This window comes from Sphingomonas sp. PL20 (assembly GCF_017875905.1).
In the GTDB taxonomy this organism is placed as follows: Bacteria; Pseudomonadota; Alphaproteobacteria; order Sphingomonadales; family Sphingomonadaceae; genus Sphingomonas; species Sphingomonas echinoides.
On sequence record NZ_JAGINH010000005.1, the window covers coordinates 1 to 16,415 of the forward strand.

Sequence of the window (16,415 nt, forward strand, 5' to 3'; positions counted from 1 at the left end):
TCCGGCGGAATAACCCCCTATGCCTCCTGTAGCGGCTACAGGAGCAAGCGAATTATGAGGGATGAGAAAGGCCTAGCTGTAGTGGCTTGCAATGATGCGCGGCCGGAACTGCAATAAAGGACGGTTTCCGGCTCACATTGCGTGAGACGGAAGGGCGCGGCAGACGCAGTTTCGTTGAGACGCAAATCACATTCGGTGCGACGGACGTGAGATGTTCGGCGATGGGCGCAGGATCGCGGACACGGCGGTCAAAGCGGCAATCCTGCTGCTCGCATATCGTCGGTCAGTTCGCGCGCACGAGCCGGGTCGAGTCCGCCCCGGAGCAATTGGCGGATTTCCGCCGGCTTGGCGTAGAACTGGTCCGCCAGGCTCTTCGTGTCGTAGCCGTGGCGGGTAAGCTGAGGTTCGAGGTCGTCGATCTGGCGTGAAAGCACACCCTCGACGGTCGCGGCGTCGATCGGTTTCACGCTGGCCTCGAACCCTGCCTCGAACGCCCGCACAAGATGACGGCCGATCTGGAGCGGGGTCTTGAGCTTGGCGGCGAGCAGGATCGCGGCATCCTCGGTCAGCACGGCATCGGGCTCAATCCCCGGCGACAGCGCAGTGCGCAGCGCCCAGTCGATGTAATCGCGCTGACGGTCGCGCAGACCGCCAAACTCGAACACCGTCGTCCGATCGCCGATTTCCTCCATAAGAGGGCGCTTGAGGTCGTTGCGCAGCTTTGGATGGCCGACGAGGATCACGGCAAGTTGACCGCCGCCCTCGGTGACAAGCTCGACGAGGCGCTTGAGCGCGGTCAGCGTTTTGGGATGGAGGTCGTGCGCGTCGTCGACGAACAGTGCGACCGGCCGCTTGGCCTTGCGGAACAGCTCCTGCAAATCGCGTTCGCGCCGTTCCGACTGGCTGGGGATCGAGACGGTCTTCTCCGACGAGAGGTCGTAGAACAGGGCCGCGACCAACAGCGGTACCGATATCTTGGCCTTCTCCAGGCTGAGCGCGCGCGACACGATCACGCGCCCCTCGCGCTCCAGCTCTTCGCGCAGTCGCCGCGTCAGCACGGTCTTGCCCGAGCCGATGGTGGCGGTGAGCGCAACTAGGCGTCCGCCATTAATCGCAGTCTTCAGATCATGGGTGAGCTGGGCATGATGCTCGGTCTCGAAGAAGCCGAGATCGACCGGAGGCCGGGCCAGTCCGTAATAGCGCATTACCTCGGTTTGCATCAGCCGCTCCGTCTATGGCCGGGCGGGAATCGCCTGCGGATTTCTTCCATCACCTCGGGCCTGGAGAGCGTGCGCGCGAGCAGCGCGTCGATGAAGGCGCGGTCCTCCTCGCAAAGCCCGCCCAGGGGCAGGCGCAACTCCTCGGATATGGCGAAGCGTGCCTTGAGCGGCGTGGCGAAGGTGAGTTCGCCGAACGGGTCGGGATCGGCAAATGGCCGGGCCGGCACAGGCGCGATCCCATCGGCAGGCTTGCGACCGATCACCACGATGTCATTCTCGCCCGTCAGGACCGAGCGGGGAATCCCGATTTTCGTTGCCAGCGCATCAACCCGATCCGCGCGAATCTCACGCCGGCTCTTGCGATGTTTGCGGTAGCGATGCAGCGGCACCGGCCCTCCGACCGGATCGAACGGTCCGTACCGCTCGTCGCCATATTCAACCCATAGCTCCTGGTCGAACAGCCCCCACCAGACGACGACCGTTTCGCCGGCCACCTCGGACGTGACCTCATAGGTAACGCCAGCGACGGTCAGGCGGCAGTCGAGCCCGACCTTGCGGCGTTCGGGCTCGCGGGCGAATGCACAATAGCGCTCCCAACCGCACATGGCGCGAATGCCGCCGTCGGGCAGATGCCCGAGCCAGTCGTCGATCCGGGAATGCGGCTCGCGACGATGATCGCCACCGTTGTAGGTGGCGATGTAGCGGGCCAGCCAGCGATTGGCCTCTTCCTCACTGGTGGGTTCGTGGAAGTGGTACAGCGTCTCGTGCGCTTCCTTGACGGTGCGGAACGGTCGCTCGACCTTGCCTTTGGCGCGCGCGGTAGTGCGGCGTCCGTCCGACCCTGCCGGCATGTGCGGGGTGACGGTGATCCCGAGACATTCCATGACCCGCTTGAACACGCTCGATTTGCCGACCGGGCCGCCATCGAGCTGGATGTTCTCCGGAATGCCTTCGAAGGGATTGTCCTCCTTCGGCGCCATCGCCCGGAACAGGAAGCGCAGCGCCGCCTCGGCATCCTCGCCGTAAACCAGCGCATATTCCTGATAGACGACGCCCGACCGGTCATCGACCACCGAGAACAGCATCAGCGTCGGTGCGCCGCCCCGATCGGGATCGATCCAGGTCGGGGCTTTCAACTGTTTGAGGTCCGACGGGCTCATGTCGAAATGCCAGAGCATGTTGGCGCGTTCGGCCTGATAGCGCACCGCAGTCGGCTCGCGCGTCATCCGCTCGGTGTCGTACCCGCGTTGCCGCATGTGGCGATTGAGCGTCGAGGCCGCCAAGCGCCCTGACGGCAGCTTCACCAGACCGCGATCGGGGGTCTCGACGCCGTGTTCAGTGACGATTTCGAGGATACGTTTCGTCGAGAGGCGACGACCCTGCCGGTTGGTCGTGCGGCTCTTCATCGCCGCGACGACCTCGCACCACCACTCAATCTCGTCGGCAGGCATCGTCCGCGACAGACCACGATCGGCGCGGTGCGCGTCCTTCGGACGCCTCTCGCCGCGCAACAGCCGGTAGAGCGTGGCGCGGCTGATATCGTAGAGTTCGGCGGTCGATGCCATCAGCGGCTGCCGCTCAGGATGCCTCGCCGGAAGTGCCGCCAATCGACGCCGGAGCGTCACGATCGCCTCAATGGGGACCGTGACGCCCGCGCTCATTACGCAGCCTGGCTTTGTAGTTGCCGACTGGGACCAGCATCGAGCAACGCCTGCCCCGGCGCCTTGGGAGTGCCGTCGCCGTTGACGTAGACATAGAGCGTGGTGGTCGTGATTCCGAGCCGCTTGGCGACATCGGCTGCGACGGCACCCCGATCGGACATCGCCGCCATCGCCATCGTCAGCGTCGCCCGGTTCATCTTGCGCGGCCGACCGCCCATGCGACCGCGCGCGCGCGCCGCAGCAAGGCCGGCATGGGTGCGCTCGGCGATCAACTCGCGCTCGAACTCGGCGAACGCCGCGAAGATGCCGAAAGCGAGACGGCCATTGGCAGACGTTGTGTCGATCTGCGCGCCGGCACCGGCCAGGACCTTCAACCCGACCCCGCGCGACCGGAGATCCTCCGCCGTCGTCACGAGGTGACGCAGATCGCGACCGAGCCGGTCGAGCTTCCAGATGACGAGCGTGTTGCCTGGCTGGAGCGCCTTCAGGCAGGCGGTGAGTCCCGGCCGGGCATCATGCCGACCCGAGGCCATATCCTCATAGATGCGGGATGGATCGATGCCGGCCGCGAACAGTGCGTCGCGCTGCGGCTCCAGCGTTTGCGTGCCGTCCGACTTGGACACCCGGATATAGCCGATGAGCAATGCGTACCCCGCCAGAAAAGATCACCGGCATGGTGCAAGATGGCGCTGGTTTTCACAACGGGTTTTCTTGCTGTTTTCGGGCAGCCGGAAGCGGCATCGCCCGACCGCGAGAAAACCGCTCGTTTTCCTGGCGGTCCCGGCATCGGTTTCCGGCGATCAGGCTGCGCTACGGTTTTCCACCGCCTTGCAAATTCTTTCTGCTGTCGCCTTGAGCACCTGTTCCACCAAAGCCTGGGAACCGAGCGGTAAATCCGAGGATTTGAATTCGGATACTAATCGCGCGCAGCCGTCGGCCCAACTTCGCCTCAACTCCGTCAATCGCTCCGACAGGTCGCCTGTGCGACCATCAACGGCTGCCTGGGCCTCTCGCTCGAGTTCGGCGGCAGCGCGCAGCACGTGCACGAGCTTTGCTTTCATGGGCTCAGGCAACTCGGGTAAATCGCCATGGGGATGGCTGCCGGAGGCCATCATGGCCTGGTTCCGTTCCGAAACCTCCTCCATGATTCTGGCATAACGCTCAAACCCGGGAAAGCGGTCACACAGATCGCGTAACGCCCGGTCGCTTGCAGTGGTGTAGATGGCGTGCAGGTCCTGCATGTGGCCGATCATATGATTGGCCAGCGCGATCCCGGTGATTCCCTGCGCTTCAAGCTGGCGGACCCGCAGGTTAATGGCGGCAGCGATCCGGTTGGCATCGGTCATCTCGCACCCGTCCTTTCGCTGCAGCATCGTGAGCACGTCGCCTTCGACTGGAGGCAGCACCGCGTGATTGCAAGCGTCGTGCGGAGCGGACCATGCCTGCGGTCTGTCATGGCTTAGCAACCTCACAGGTCGAAAGGGCCACGAAGTCGCAACGTCATGGCGTGTCCGCGATCCTGCGCCGATCGCCGAACATCTCGCGTCCGTCGCACCGATTGTGATTTGCGTCTCAACCAATGTGAGCCTGCCGGCCCCTAACGTCTCACCCAATGTGAGCCGGAAACCGCCCTTTATTGCAGTTCCGGGCGATCATCATTGCAAGCCGCTACACCTAGCTATCGGCGAGTTGTCGCGCCGAACCGGCGTGAACATCGAGACGATCCGCTATTTCGAGCGCGTCGGCATTGTCGCGACCCCACCCCGCACGAGCGGGGGCCGGCGAGTATATGGGGCCGGCCACGTTCGCGTCCTTGGATTCATCCGCCGCGCGCGCGAACTCGGCTTCACCCCGGCCGAGGTGCGCGCGATCCTGTCACTTGGCGGTCCCGCGCAGGCGTCGTGCAGTGAGGTCCGCGAGATCGCGGCCCACCACCTGGAGCGGGTTCGCGCGAAAATGGCAGACCTAGCGCAACTCGAAAGCCTGCTTGCCACGACGATCGACCGTTGCGAGGGCGACGGGGCGGCGAGTTGTGCCGTGATCGAATTGCTTGACCAATATACAACTACTTAGGTGTCAAAACCGGTCGAGACTGTTGAAAAAGTCATGCTTGCGGTGGCGTTGCTGGCGTGATTCCCTGCGCTGAGGCGACGGGGAGCACGGGCGATGATGGGTCGGCAGGTAGCACAGGGATCGCTGTTCTACGGCTTTCGGCTCGACGACCATGTGCCGGCCGATCACCTGTTGCGGCGCATCGACGGATTGCTCGACTTCGGCTTCGCACGCGCAGCGCTCGCGGCGAGCTACAGCGCGACCGGCCGGCCGTCGGTCGACCCGGAGCTGATGCTCAGGATGCTGCTGGTCGGCTACCTGTTCGGCATCCGTTCGGAGCGACGCTTGTGCGAGGAGGTCCACCTCAACCTCGCCTATCGCTGGTTCTGCCGGCTCGATCTCGGCGACACGGTGCCCGACCACTCGACCTTTTCCAAGAACCGGCATGGGCGCTTTCGCGAGTGCGACCTGCACCGGTTGTTGTTCGAGGAGGTTGTGACGCGGTGCGCGGTCGCCGGGCTGGTCGCGGGCCGCGAAGTGGCGGTGGACGGGAGCACGATCTTGGCGGACGCGAGCTGGGAGAAGAAGCTGCCCGGCGCGACCGCGGCCGACGAGCTGCGCGCGCGGGAAGCGGTGTCGCGGCCCGTGGCGGAGTACCTCGCTGCGCTCGACGCGGCCCTGCCTCCCGACCCCGACGAGCCGGCATCCGTCGAGCCCGCTCATGTATCGCCGACCGACCCGCAAGCCTCGTTCACCTGCAAGCACGGTCCCGGCCGCTTTGCCTACGCCATCAACCCGCTCCTCGATCTCGACACCGACTGCATCCTCGACGTGGAGGCGACGCCCGCGCGCTTTTCGGCCGAGGTCGCGGTGACCCGGACACTGATCGCGCGCGTCAAGGACAAACTGGGCGTCGCGCCCGCGAGCCTTGCGGCCGACAAGGCATACGGCAACGGCCCTCTGCTCGGCTGGCTCGTCGGCCAGAACATCACGCCCTACGTGCCCGTCATCGACCGCACCCGCCAGCGCGACGGCTTCTTCACCCGCGACGCGTTTACCTACGACCGGGAGGCGGACGCGTATCGCTGCCCGGCTGACAAGCCGCTCACCTACCGCGGCACCATACGCGCCAGCCAGGTGCGTCGCTACCGCAGCCACGCAGCCGACTGCGCCGCGTGCCCGCTCAAGCCGCGATGCACGACTGCCAGGCAGCGCGCCGTCACGCGCCTTGTCGACGAGGACGCGCGCGACCAGGTCCGCGCGCTCGCCGGAACCGAAGCCTATACTCGTGCGAGACAGCGACGAAAGCGCATCGAGCGCGTGTTCGGGCACCTCAAACGCAACCTGAAGCTCAGATCGCTCAAGCTCAGAGGCCTCGCCGGAGCCGCCGAGGAGTTCACGATGGCAGCAGCCGCCTACAACCTCCAGATCCTCGCCCGCCGGGTAGCCCCGGCCTAAGCCGAGCGGCTCGCCTGCCGGCGCGCTGCGGGTGTCCGCCCTGCCTCCGCCCTCGACCGCGCAGCCTTTTTCAACAGCCTCGGTCGGTTGTGACACCGCCGCCCTGCCCCAGCTTTTCCGCGGGTTTGCAGGCATCAGAACCTCGCGTCAGCCGCGATCGGCCGAGAACGGCATCATTCTTTGGAGCCTTCCAGCGGGAGGGTGGGTTCGTCCGCTTTCGCTTCCACCGTTTCTGACGGCGGCAGGAACGCGCTTCCCTTTTGTGCGCGACCGCGTGCGATCTCGACTATGCGGTCGGCGATACGGCCCGCATCGCGCCACTTCATCACCAGCTTGCCCGGGTCCATGCCGTAATCCGCCACCACGTCGCGCAACTGCTCGATATCCAGTTTTGCTAGAGCGTCGCGCAGCTCGGATTCGCTGTTTCGGGCGAGCTGTACCGGATCGAGCACGGCAGGGGTCCGCCGGTTGCTCGGTCGTTTGTGTTCGGTCTGCTTCAGCTGCCGCTCCCGCTCGACGGGGGCCTTAACCGGCTTCTCGTCAGGACCGAGCGCCTTCGCGAGGCGTTCCTGAAAAGCAGGGTTGGCCTCCGCTTCGGCGATCACCTCGCGCAGGAGCGCGTTCAGCTTCTTCTTGATGGTCACAGCCCGTCCTCCAGGTCAGACCAGATTTCGTGCGCTAGGCTGTAGAAGTCGTCGCCGAGATCGCCGGGGTACTTCTGCTTGATCGTGCGGGAGTGCGCCTGAAACTCCGCTGCCGCGGCGACCGCGTTACCCTGCCGGATCACGGTGTTCATCACTGCCGGTAGATTCTTATCACTCTTGAGCTGCTTGATGACGTTGCCGTGAACCGTGGAGTTCGCCTGGAACTTGGTCGCGACGATACCCAGAGGCTCGATATTCTCGCCTATCGCTTCCGAAAAGCCGGCGACGCGGCCGACGATCTGGGGGATGCCGTAGGTGGACATATAGTCCGGGATCGTCGGAATGATGTAGTGATCCGAAATCCGCAGACCGTTGAGGGTGATGATGCCGAGGTTCGGGGGACAGTCCACGATCACAAGGTCGTACTCATCGATGCGCGACTTCACCGCACGATTGAGGAGCTCGATCGGATTGGCCGAGAAGAACTTGCCGGCAGGAGCGGATGCCAGCTTGTCCTGCACGTCGATGAGGTCAAGGCTGGAAGGAAGCAGATCGATCGTGGTCGCAGAGCGGACATCCGAAACGCCCTTCTGGAGCGTAGCCGTCATATCGAACTTCCGGTGGTCGGGGTCCATTGCGTCCTGAAACAGGCGGGCGAGGGTGTGTCCCTTGGCATTGAGGGCGGACCAACGATCCTCGCCGATGAGCATCAGTGTGGCGTTGGTCTGCGGATCGAGGTCGATCACGAGGACGCGTTTGCCCATCAAGGCGGAGAACGTCTCGGCGAGCGCGACCGTGGTGGTCGTCTTGCCGACGCCGCCCTTCAGGTTGATGGTCGAAATCACATGGGTCATCGGGGTTCCACTTCGCTTGTTTCGGCGCAGCCAGGCGCGGATGTTGGCTCGGAGGAAGATCGGCCCCGAGGCCAGTTCGGTAACCGGTTCGGGAAAGTCGGAGGCGCGCACTCGCCAGTTGGCGACGGCCTGTTTCGACACGCCGGCCATCTTTGCGACCTCGTTGATCCCTACCAGTTCGTGACCGTTATCCTTGAGCAAACTTCCTCCGTGTACGATGGTCACAGACAGTGTGTATGATGTTCACAACGAGCTTTCAAGAGGCGTTGTGCTTTTTTCCTACCTCTCGAAAACGGTCGTTCGCGCGAGAGCCGCGCCGCCCGCAGCCAAACGGTTCCGATCGGATCGTAGCATATCTCGAATCCACCTATCGTTTCGGAGAAGGATTCACAGCTCGTTCTACATATGATAATGTCCTTTATCGGATGTAGGAGGAGATGAGAAAATGCCGGATTGGGATAAGCTGGTCGGTGGCGGCTTCGCGCATATGAGCGCACCGTTCGCGATCCACCCCAGCGACAAGCAGCGTGCCCGCGCCTATCGCGACCAAGCGAAGGCCGCCGGCCTCGGATGGGCGGATGTCGAGGGTCATGTGAACGGCTATGCCGACAAGAAGGACTGGACCGACGACAAGCGCGCCGAGGAAATGAAGCGGGTGCGCAAATATATAGGCAAGCATCTGGACGGCTGACCATGAGCCAGCTCACCCCCCTGCCCTCACCCGCGTTCGCGCTGCCGGCGCTGGTCGCATCGGCCGACGCGTCCGCGCAGCGCCGCTTCCTGGAGTTCTTCGCCGTCACCATCCGCAACCCGCATACACGGCGCGCCTATGCGCGGGCGGCGGGCGAGTTCCTGGCTTGGTGCGACGCGCGCGGCGTGGCGTCGATCGCTGCGGTGCAGCCGCTTCACGTTGCGGCATGGATTGAGCAGCTCGGCCGCGAGGTGAGCGCGCCGACCGTCAAGCAGCGGCTCGCTGGCGTGCGCCACCTGTTCGATTGGCTGGTGACAGGCCAGGTGATGCCGACAAACCCGGCCGCGTCGGTGCGCGGACCGGCGCACAGCGTCCGGCGCGGCAAGACGCCGGTGCTTGCCCCCGACGAGGCGCGGCGATTGCTGGACGCGATCGACGTGACGACGCCGGCCGGACTTCGCGATCGGGCGCTGATCGGGTTGATGGTCTATTCGTTTGCGCGGATCGGCGCGGCGCTCGCGATGCGGGTGGAGGACGTGTTCGTGCAGAACCGGCGGCTATGGGTCCGGCTGCAGGAGAAGGGCGGCAAGCGCCACGAGATGCCCTGCCACCACAATCTTGAGGAATATCTGACCGTCTACATCGACGGGTGCGGCTTGCGCGATGACCGCAAGGGGCCGCTGTTCCGCACGATTGCGCGCGGGACTAAGCGACTAAGCGACACCCCCCTGCCCCAGGGCAATGCGTTTCAGATGGTCCGTCGCCGCGCCGTCGCGGCCGAGATCGCGACGGCGATCGGCAACCACTCGTTCCGGGCAACCGGGATCACCGCCTATCTGAAAAACGGCGGGACGCTGGAGCGCGCCGCGACGATGGCGAACCACGCTTCGACCCGCACCACCCAGCTCTACGATCGCCGCCCCGACGACGTGACACTGGACGAGGTGGAGCGCGTGCTGATCTAGGCGAGAATCCGGATGCCGCGCCGTTTGACTAACGTCAGCAACGCAAGCGAGGGGCCGATCGGCCGCATCGTGCCAGCCTCCCAGCGCTGGACGGTGCGCTTGGTGGTCAAGAGCCAGCAAGCGAACCCGGCTTGGCTCAAACCGTTATCTTGGCGCAGACGCCTGATTTCGGCCGGCTCGATCGGCTGATAAAAGACTTCGCGGTCTCGATTAGCCCCTGTCATGGTCGCCTACCCCGCTGCCTCGCTCAAGCAGCCTCTTCGAGCTGGATATGCAGCTTGAAACCCGCCGCCGTCGCGACGTTGACCAGCGCATCCAGCGAGAATTTGTCGAGCTTTCCGCGCAAAAGATCATTGAGGCGTGGCCGGGTCAGGCCGAGCCGCTTGGCAGCTTGTTCCTGCGGCACGTTCCACGACTTCACCCGCTCGCGGATGCTCAGCAACAGGTCCGCGCGCGCCGTCAGGTTGGCCGCTTCCGCCGGAGTGTCGGCGAGCGCGTCAAAGACGCTATCGAAGACTTCGACATTCATGGTTTCGGCGTTCATTGTTCGGCCTTCCAAATTTTCAGCCGTTTCGCGGCTAGATCGATGTCCTTTTGCGGCGTCTGTTGCGTCTTTTTCTGAAACGCATGAAGCACAAGCACCCGATCCGGCAAAGTCGCCAAATAGATCACTCGAAACGCGCCTGATGCCTCCCTAATTCTTATCTCCCTTACACCCGCCCCCACTGTCTTGATGGGCTTCCAATCCGAAGCATCGAGTCCCGTTTGGACCGCCCGAAGTTCAGTACCAGCGCTGTAGCGGGCATCGTCTGGGAAATCCCGTAGAGCCTCGCGACTGTCGCCCAGGAAATGAATCGGCTTCGTGGACACAGGCTCCATCGCACATGATGTATCAGAACCGAGACAGGAGCGCAAGTTTTCCCTCTTGCGCCTGCCGCTGCGCGGCACCGTGGCTCTACTCGCTGCGCTCCCCAAGCCCGCCAGCGGTCTTGGCCATCCGGTGACGATCCACATGGCGGGGCGATATCGCGTGCGGGAAGACGGCGGCGAGACGCGAATCGTCCGCCCTTTCATTCGGGCAGAGGATGCGTTATGCTCACATGCAAACATGCGGTCATGTAAGGATATTCACATGCCAACAATCGCTATTATCAGCCAGAAGGGGGGCGCGGGCAAGACCACCCTCGCCCTGCATCTGGCCGCCGCCGCCGAGGACTCCGGTCATACCGCGCTGTTGATCGACCTCGACCCGCAGGCGACGGCGAGCCAATGGGCGGCGTGGCGCAAGGACGCGCCCCCGGTCGTGATCGATAGCGCGCCACCTCGCCTCGCCGCCAAGATTGAGCAGGCGACGGCGCAGGGCGCGACGTTCATCGTGATCGACACCCCGCCCCATGCCGACAGCGCCGCCAGCGCCGCCGTCGAAGCGGCCGACCTGGTGTTGATCCCGTGTCGGCCGAGCGCGTTCGACTTGGCCGCCATCAAAACGACCGCAAGCCTTGTGAAGATGCGCGGCAAGCCCGCTTTCGTGATCTTCACGGCGGGAAGCCCGACCGCGCCGCGCATGTATGACGAGGCGGCGCAGCTCGTGCAGGGCTATGGGCTGGAAGCCTGCCCGCTGCATATCGCGGATCGCGCCGCGTTCCGCCATGCGGCGACCGAAGGAAAAACCGTGATGGAGATCGAGCCGAACGGCAAGGCGTCCGACGAGGTGCGTCAGCTTTACAAGTGGGCATGTAAGCATGTAAACATGCCCGCATCTAGGAAACGAAGGGCCAGCGCATGAGCCGGAAAGGATCATTGCTTGCATTGCGGGATCGCGATCCCGCGCCGTCGCCGGCGACGGCCGAGCCGGAGGGGAGGGCATCCGCGCCGATCGTCGGCGGCACCGGCACGGCGACCGGCAGCAGCCCGGTTGCGCCGAGCCGCCAAGGCAAGAAGGCAATGACGGGCTATTTCAGCCCGGATATGTCGTTCGCCATGCACATGACCGCTCGCAGGCACGGCATGAGTTTGCAGGACGCAATGGCAGAAGCGTTCAACGACTGGCTTCGCAAGATGGGGGAAAGCCCTGTTGGCAAATGAGTATGCTTACATGCAAGCATGACAGCATGTGAATATGAATACTTGCCAGCATGAGCGGGGTCATCGCATCGGTTTGCGTTCGTGCCGTTTCTTGCAAAAGCCGATGAAGGCCCCGCCGGGGCTTCTCAGTTCGGGCTTGCCCATGTCGTGCCACCACGACACCCATTCGCCATAGAGCGCGTAAATGTCGTATCCCGGCGCGGCGGTCTTGGCGTCGTGCATGGTTTCAGGGTCGATATAAGGCGCATCGTTGGCGAGGCTGACAGGATCGGGCTTCGCTTTAAGACCGGAACGGTTACGAAACAGAATGACGTCATCGTCCATCGTCACGGCATAGTCGGGGAAATGGCCGTGGTCCGCGTCATGCTCGCAGACCTTCTTGACCAAGGCCCGGAACACGCGGAGCGGGCTGTTCGAGCCGCATTTCTTTTGTAGCAGCTCCAGCCCGATCTTCCATTCGTCCTTCACGCCGCAATGTTTGCGGGCCAGCTCATACATGCGCCGCTCGAACGGCTTGCGGAGCCGGAAATAGTCCCGATGGAGGGTCAGGACATTCTTGCTGATGACGGAGCGGTAAACCCATTCCGACAGGGTGATTTCAAGATCCAGCATTCGGCCGTCGAACGTCTTGCGGGTGATCTTCGCTTCCTCGATCAAGCCGAAAATCCGCGTTTCCTCGACACCGCCGGTCTGAATGTTGGTCCGCACGGTCGTTCCACGCAAGCGGGTGAGGGCGTCGGTCATCAGCCGATAGCCTTCGCCACTGGTCTGGCGGTTGGTGGCGACCAGCATGTCATAGGCTTGCAGGCGGACGGTGCGGCTTGGAGATTCGCCCCGGTTCATTTTCGCGACGAGCTGCGAAATGCAGTAGATCAATATGTCCTTGTCGTGGATTGTCGCCAGGCCCTTGCCCGAAGGGATGATCTCGATGACGTTGCCGTTATGCTCGTAGCGCCGCATCCGGTTGTCGGGCTTGGTCGAAAGCGAAAAGACCGGATGCTCCATCGAGGCCATGTCATCCTTCGGGATCGCGTCCAGCACGTCGCAGATGAATAAGTCCTGGTTGGGGTGCCGCACTGGCAGCAGCGGCGTGCGATCGTCGCCCTCCACGGTCGGCGCGGCGTCAAACAGGGAAGGGGCAGGGTCTATCGTCATTTCACTAACGCAGAGCTACTATCGTCATTTCACATACGCAAGCGGATTATCGTCATTTCAGATTCACCGCCTCGCTATCGTCATTTCGATTACGCTTGGAGGGGACTGGCCTATCGTCAGAGTGGATTCGCCTTATCGTCACTCTAGATTCGCTTTTTCGTCATAGTGGATTCACCGCGAGGCAAATTTCCTCCGAAGAACCGTTTATATTCAGGTGCTTATAAATCCGCCGAAATCTCGTAACACGACTCTAAACCCATATATTAACACTCAGCGGGCCTGTGGAAAACTTCGGGCCACATCGATCGCCGCAACGTCCAAAGAGAAGAAAGCGCCGCCTCTCCCAGCGGCCATGAGAGAAGGTTCATATGGAATCGGCCTACGGTCGATGCGCTTTCGTTTCGTGCCGCCTTCGGCGTCACAAGGGCGGCGCTTGCGCCGCTGGCTAGGCGGAAAAAGATGGGCGAGGTGGGGCGTAATCGCCCGCTACGGCCGCCCAGGCGCGCCGTGAGGGCAGGAGAGGGGCTTTCGGGTGGTTCAGGGTGCCGATCGCGGCGAACGTCGTCAGCGGGGCTTAAATCGCGCCGTTGGTTTGCGATCAAACGAACCGCCGCGACCATTACGCAGGATCGAACCGCCCGGCGAACTCGCGATCGACATAGTAGCGCAGCTTGGCGGCGATGATCGGGCGTTGCCCGGCGAGAAACAGGAGCTGGCGATCGGGCTTGAGTGTGCGGACCTCATCGGGAGTGAGGAGCGGGCGGCCGACGTGCTGCTGCCCGTAGGAAATCCCAGTCTGCTCCGCATCGAGCGCGCGGCTCATCGTCTCGAACACGACGGTTTCCTGCCCGGCCAGATCGGAGACCAGCTTGGCGCTGTCCTGATCGTTGACCCCGAACACCTGGAGCACCCCGGCGTTCGACAGGAAGGTGCCGGCGCGTTGGCCATAGAGGGAGCGGAGCTGGTGGACGTCCTGGAGGATCGGCCAGAGCTGGACGCCATAGCCCGCCATCAGCCCCATCGCGCGTTCGACCGGTTCGAGACGGCCGAGGGCGGCGAACTCGTCGAGCAGGAACAGCACGGGCCAGGGCGGGCGACCCGGCGCGCGCGCCAGCTCGGTCAGGGCTTGCGCGACCATCAGCCGCAGCCAGCGGGCATAGCTGGCGAGCCGGTCGGGCGGCAGCACGAGGAAAACCGTCGCTGGCGCGGTTTTCAGGCCCGCGAACGTGAAATCCGAGCGCCCCAGCACCGCCGCCATGCGCGGGGAGTCGAGAAAATGCGTGTGGCGTTGCGCGGCCGACAGCACGCCGGCGGCTTCGCGATCGGATTTGCCGAGCTGGCGGTTGGCGGCGCGCGCGACCAGGCCACCTTGTGCCTGCATCGCGGCGAGCTGCGCCGCCAGAGCGGCCGGGGCGAGCGTCAGCCGGTCGCGCAGCGTTTCGAGGTTGCGTGTGGCGGGCGGTTCGGTGGTGACGACGTGAAGCAGGATGCCGGCGATCAGCGCCTTGGCTTCCTCGTTCCAATGCGCCTCGCCGGCTTCGCCGGGCGCGTCGTGGACCAGCGCGTCGGCGAGCGTCATGCAGTCGTCGGCAAGATCGAGGCCGTGCGGGTCGATGCGATCGAGCGGGTTGAACGCGGCCGAGACCAGGCCGGTGACGCCGAACGGATCGAGGACATGGACCGCACCGAACTTGCCGCGCTGGCGCGCGGCGATGCGGGCGTTCTCGCCTTTGGGGTCAAAACAGACGACCGCGAACGGATATTCGAGCAGGTTGGGGATGATCGTGCCGACGCCCTTGCCGGTGCGGGTGGGCGCGATCGTCAGCAGATGCGCGGGACCGGCATAGCGCATCGGCCTGCCGGTCTTCACGTCGCGGCCGATCAGCAGGCCATGATCGTCGTTGAGGGCATTCGCCTCGCTGGCGGTGGCGAAGCGGGCCGAGCCGTGCGTGTCGGCGGCGCCTGCTCCGCCGTAGTGCAGGATCAACGGCTGAAAGAGCGCGCGCAGAGGCACGAGCAGGACGGCGAGCCAGATCAGCACCTGGACGGCCGCGACGAGCGTCGGATATCGCGCCAGGCCGAAGTACCAGATCACCGCATCCGAGCCGAGGATCAGAACGACGACGACGGCCACCATCAGGACCAGCACGCCGAACAGGTGGCGGGCGAAGCGGAAGGGGCTAAAGATCAACGACTGGACTGCCCACACCGGGTTCTGGCGCGCGGTGCGACCAAGATTGCGCGACGCCCGGCCGAGCTGGCGGAACCACTCAATCACGAGGACGCCTCGGGGGCCACAAGCAGGTGGACCTCGGTGCCGAGGGCGTCGGACAGTGCGACCAGCATGTCGATTTCGATATCGATGCGGCCGTCCTCAATCGCCCTGACGGAATCCCCGTTCGAGCCGATCCGGCCGGCAAGATCATCCATGGTCAGGGTGAGGCCCGTGCGCAACCGGCGGACGTTCGCGCCTACCAGGCGCTGCATGACGCTGGCGTGACGGGTCGGATCGCTACCTGGGTTCATGACGGGTTTTGCTCACCGAGATCCATGTCGAAGGCCCGTTTGCCGCGCCGCTTCCACAGCGTCAGCGCGTCGCCGGCATCATCGCCCCGCGCGCGTCCGGCAAGATCGAGCAGCGCCCCGTAAAGGGTGGCGCGATCGTCATCGGTCAACTCGACCAGCCCGGCCTTCTGGACCAGCCCGCCCAGCTCGATCAGGTGACGCGTTCGTTCGCGGCGTTGCACGACCCAGTTCCGATTATCCGTTCGCCGTTGCGCCGCTTCCGCCCGCAGCGTCGCCGCCCGGTTCAGCCGAAGCGTCCGATCCGTCGATTGAAGCAGCGCCGCCACCTTTCTTCCCGCGCCGCTGAAAGAAGCCCGCGCCCTTCGCGCGCCATGCCTCCTTCGCGCTCGCATCCTTCGACCCGATCGCATCGAGCAGGACCCCGGCAAGGGTTTCCGCATCGAGCGTATCAGCCCCGGTTGCGGCTACGAGTTGGCCGAGCTGTTCGACCCGCTTCGCCTTGAGAGAGCGAGCCTTGTCGTTCAGCGCGCGCAGCTCCGCGTCGTAATCTCTGACCTTGCGCATAACAGACCTCAGATCAGTGCGAACACGAGATGCAGGACCGCCGCTGTTTGGGCGATCGTATGCGGTCCGTCGATTCGGCCTAGCACGGTGTTCGAGGTGCCTTCGGTGATCTTTCCACCTTGGATTGCGGCGACCTGGGTGTTGGACGTGCTGCGATACACCTTGCCGTTTTCGATGCGGGCAAGCTGGGTATTGCTCGTGCCTTGGAACACCTTCACGCCATCGATCTTGAGAAGCTGCGTGTTCGAGGTGCCACGATAGACCTTGTTCGCGTCGATTCGTGCGATCTGGGTATTGGTGGTCCCTTCGTTCAGCTTCATTCCATCGAGCGTTGCGAGCACCTTGTTGCTGCTGCCTTCATATACTTTCGTAGCCATCGCTCATCCCCAGGTGGATCGTCGCCGCCAACTTAGCGCGCTGGGTCGGTAGGGGGAAGACCATCACATCGCAAACCAGCACCAAGTCAGTCACGAGGAGCGCAGCGAGTTTGAGTGCGCGCTTATACGTCGTTGCCGACGTGCGCTAAGTAGGGCAGTGTAC

At 64.0% G+C, this 16,415-nt stretch carries 21 protein-coding genes; 7 read left to right on the forward strand and 14 right to left on the reverse strand.

The annotated features are described in order from the left end of the window. Nucleotides 1-248: 248 nt before the first annotated feature. From H4W01_RS22515 to H4W01_RS22530, 4 genes are all read right to left on the reverse strand, one after another. Nucleotides 249-1,220, reverse strand: coding sequence for an ExeA family protein (locus H4W01_RS22515; RefSeq protein WP_126849568.1), 972 nt, complete (start codon nucleotides 1,218-1,220; stop codon nucleotides 249-251). Further along, a complete protein-coding gene (locus H4W01_RS22520; RefSeq protein ID WP_126849569.1) occupies nucleotides 1,220-2,881 on the reverse strand; it encodes an IS481 family transposase in 1,662 nt (553 codons plus the stop codon). Before H4W01_RS22520 ends, H4W01_RS22515 begins: the two co-directional genes overlap by 1 nt. Continuing rightward, on the reverse strand, nucleotides 2,881-3,525 hold the full coding sequence (locus H4W01_RS22525; protein ID WP_126849570.1) for a recombinase family protein: 645 nt from the start codon (nucleotides 3,523-3,525) through the stop codon (nucleotides 2,881-2,883). The genes H4W01_RS22520 and H4W01_RS22525 overlap by 1 nt, the downstream gene beginning before the upstream one ends. A gap of 156 nt (nucleotides 3,526-3,681) precedes the next feature. Further along, a complete protein-coding gene (locus H4W01_RS22530) occupies nucleotides 3,682-4,227 on the reverse strand; it encodes a hypothetical protein (protein ID WP_126849571.1) in 546 nt (181 codons plus the stop codon). 268 nt (nucleotides 4,228-4,495) lie between these two features. Between H4W01_RS22530 and H4W01_RS22535 the strand changes: the two genes are divergently transcribed. Further along, complete coding sequence (locus H4W01_RS22535) at nucleotides 4,496-4,954, forward strand: MerR family transcriptional regulator (protein ID WP_334685457.1); 459 nt, start codon at nucleotides 4,496-4,498, stop codon at nucleotides 4,952-4,954. Nucleotides 4,955-5,047: 93 nt separating this feature from the next. Beyond that, on the forward strand, nucleotides 5,048-6,391 hold the full coding sequence (locus H4W01_RS22540) for an IS1182 family transposase (protein ID WP_209613678.1): 1,344 nt from the start codon (nucleotides 5,048-5,050) through the stop codon (nucleotides 6,389-6,391). 173 nt (nucleotides 6,392-6,564) lie between these two features. Here H4W01_RS22540 and H4W01_RS22545 read toward each other — a convergent pair whose 3' ends face one another. Both H4W01_RS22545 and H4W01_RS22550 read right to left on the reverse strand, forming a co-directional pair. Continuing rightward, complete coding sequence (locus H4W01_RS22545; RefSeq protein ID WP_209613680.1) at nucleotides 6,565-7,035, reverse strand: hypothetical protein; 471 nt, start codon at nucleotides 7,033-7,035, stop codon at nucleotides 6,565-6,567. Next, complete coding sequence (locus H4W01_RS22550; protein ID WP_209613682.1) at nucleotides 7,032-8,114, reverse strand: AAA family ATPase; 1,083 nt, start codon at nucleotides 8,112-8,114, stop codon at nucleotides 7,032-7,034. Before H4W01_RS22550 ends, H4W01_RS22545 begins: the two co-directional genes overlap by 4 nt. 220 nt (nucleotides 8,115-8,334) lie before the next feature. On the opposite strand from H4W01_RS22550, the gene H4W01_RS22555 reads away from it, so the two are divergent. From H4W01_RS22555 to H4W01_RS22565, 3 genes are read left to right on the forward strand one after another with little or no spacing between them, the layout of a single operon-like run. Continuing rightward, nucleotides 8,335-8,580 (forward strand): hypothetical protein, encoded by a 246-nt coding sequence (locus H4W01_RS22555; RefSeq protein ID WP_209613684.1) that lies wholly within the window; start codon nucleotides 8,335-8,337, stop codon nucleotides 8,578-8,580. 2 nt (nucleotides 8,581-8,582) lie between these two features. Continuing rightward, nucleotides 8,583-9,545, forward strand: a complete 963-nt coding sequence (locus H4W01_RS22560; protein ID WP_209613686.1) for a tyrosine-type recombinase/integrase — start codon at nucleotides 8,583-8,585, stop codon at nucleotides 9,543-9,545. 12 nt (nucleotides 9,546-9,557) lie between these two features. Beyond that, nucleotides 9,558-9,734 carry a hypothetical protein gene (locus H4W01_RS22565; RefSeq protein ID WP_209613688.1) on the forward strand — a complete coding sequence of 59 codons (177 nt, stop codon included), beginning with the start codon at nucleotides 9,558-9,560 and terminating at the stop codon, nucleotides 9,732-9,734. A gap of 58 nt (nucleotides 9,735-9,792) precedes the next feature. Here H4W01_RS22565 and H4W01_RS22570 read toward each other — a convergent pair whose 3' ends face one another. Both H4W01_RS22570 and H4W01_RS22965 read right to left on the reverse strand, forming a co-directional pair. Beyond that, nucleotides 9,793-10,089, reverse strand: coding sequence for a helix-turn-helix domain-containing protein (locus tag H4W01_RS22570; protein ID WP_209613690.1), 297 nt, complete (start codon nucleotides 10,087-10,089; stop codon nucleotides 9,793-9,795). Further along, the gene (locus H4W01_RS22965) at nucleotides 10,086-10,655 is read right to left on the reverse strand and encodes a type II toxin-antitoxin system RelE/ParE family toxin (protein WP_334685452.1); all 570 of its coding nucleotides are present in this window, start codon (nucleotides 10,653-10,655) and stop codon (nucleotides 10,086-10,088) included. Before H4W01_RS22965 ends, H4W01_RS22570 begins: the two co-directional genes overlap by 4 nt. Before the next feature lie 22 nt (nucleotides 10,656-10,677). Here H4W01_RS22965 and parA point away from each other — a divergent pair, with 22 nt between their 5' ends. Both parA and H4W01_RS22585 read left to right on the forward strand, forming a co-directional pair. Beyond that, nucleotides 10,678-11,331, forward strand: a complete 654-nt coding sequence (gene parA, locus H4W01_RS22580) for a ParA family partition ATPase (RefSeq protein ID WP_209613693.1) — start codon at nucleotides 10,678-10,680, stop codon at nucleotides 11,329-11,331. Beyond that, a complete protein-coding gene (locus H4W01_RS22585; protein ID WP_209613695.1) occupies nucleotides 11,328-11,630 on the forward strand; it encodes a ribbon-helix-helix domain-containing protein in 303 nt (100 codons plus the stop codon). The genes parA and H4W01_RS22585 overlap by 4 nt, the downstream gene beginning before the upstream one ends. A 60-nt stretch (nucleotides 11,631-11,690) precedes the next feature. Here the strand turns inward: H4W01_RS22585 and H4W01_RS22590 are convergent, their stop codons facing one another. The 6 genes from H4W01_RS22590 to H4W01_RS22615 all read right to left on the reverse strand — a co-directional run bounded on the left by H4W01_RS22590 (nucleotide 11,691) and on the right by H4W01_RS22615 (nucleotide 16,252). Next, nucleotides 11,691-12,785, reverse strand: coding sequence for a replication initiator protein A (locus H4W01_RS22590; RefSeq protein ID WP_209613697.1), 1,095 nt, complete (start codon nucleotides 12,783-12,785; stop codon nucleotides 11,691-11,693). Nucleotides 12,786-13,404: 619 nt separating this feature from the next. After that, complete coding sequence (locus H4W01_RS22595; protein ID WP_209613766.1) at nucleotides 13,405-15,060, reverse strand: type IV secretory system conjugative DNA transfer family protein; 1,656 nt, start codon at nucleotides 15,058-15,060, stop codon at nucleotides 13,405-13,407. After that, a complete protein-coding gene (locus H4W01_RS22600; RefSeq protein WP_209613699.1) occupies nucleotides 15,060-15,311 on the reverse strand; it encodes a helix-turn-helix domain-containing protein in 252 nt (83 codons plus the stop codon). The genes H4W01_RS22595 and H4W01_RS22600 overlap by 1 nt, the downstream gene beginning before the upstream one ends. Then, nucleotides 15,308-15,532 (reverse strand): conjugal transfer protein TraD, encoded by a 225-nt coding sequence (locus H4W01_RS22605; RefSeq protein ID WP_209613701.1) that lies wholly within the window; start codon nucleotides 15,530-15,532, stop codon nucleotides 15,308-15,310. Before H4W01_RS22605 ends, H4W01_RS22600 begins: the two co-directional genes overlap by 4 nt. Before the next feature lie 13 nt (nucleotides 15,533-15,545). After that, the gene (locus H4W01_RS22610) at nucleotides 15,546-15,875 is read right to left on the reverse strand and encodes a conjugal transfer protein TraD (protein WP_209613704.1); all 330 of its coding nucleotides are present in this window, start codon (nucleotides 15,873-15,875) and stop codon (nucleotides 15,546-15,548) included. Between the two features lie 8 nt (nucleotides 15,876-15,883). Beyond that, nucleotides 15,884-16,252 (reverse strand): hypothetical protein, encoded by a 369-nt coding sequence (locus H4W01_RS22615; protein ID WP_209613706.1) that lies wholly within the window; start codon nucleotides 16,250-16,252, stop codon nucleotides 15,884-15,886. Between the last annotated feature and the right edge of the window lie 163 nt (nucleotides 16,253-16,415).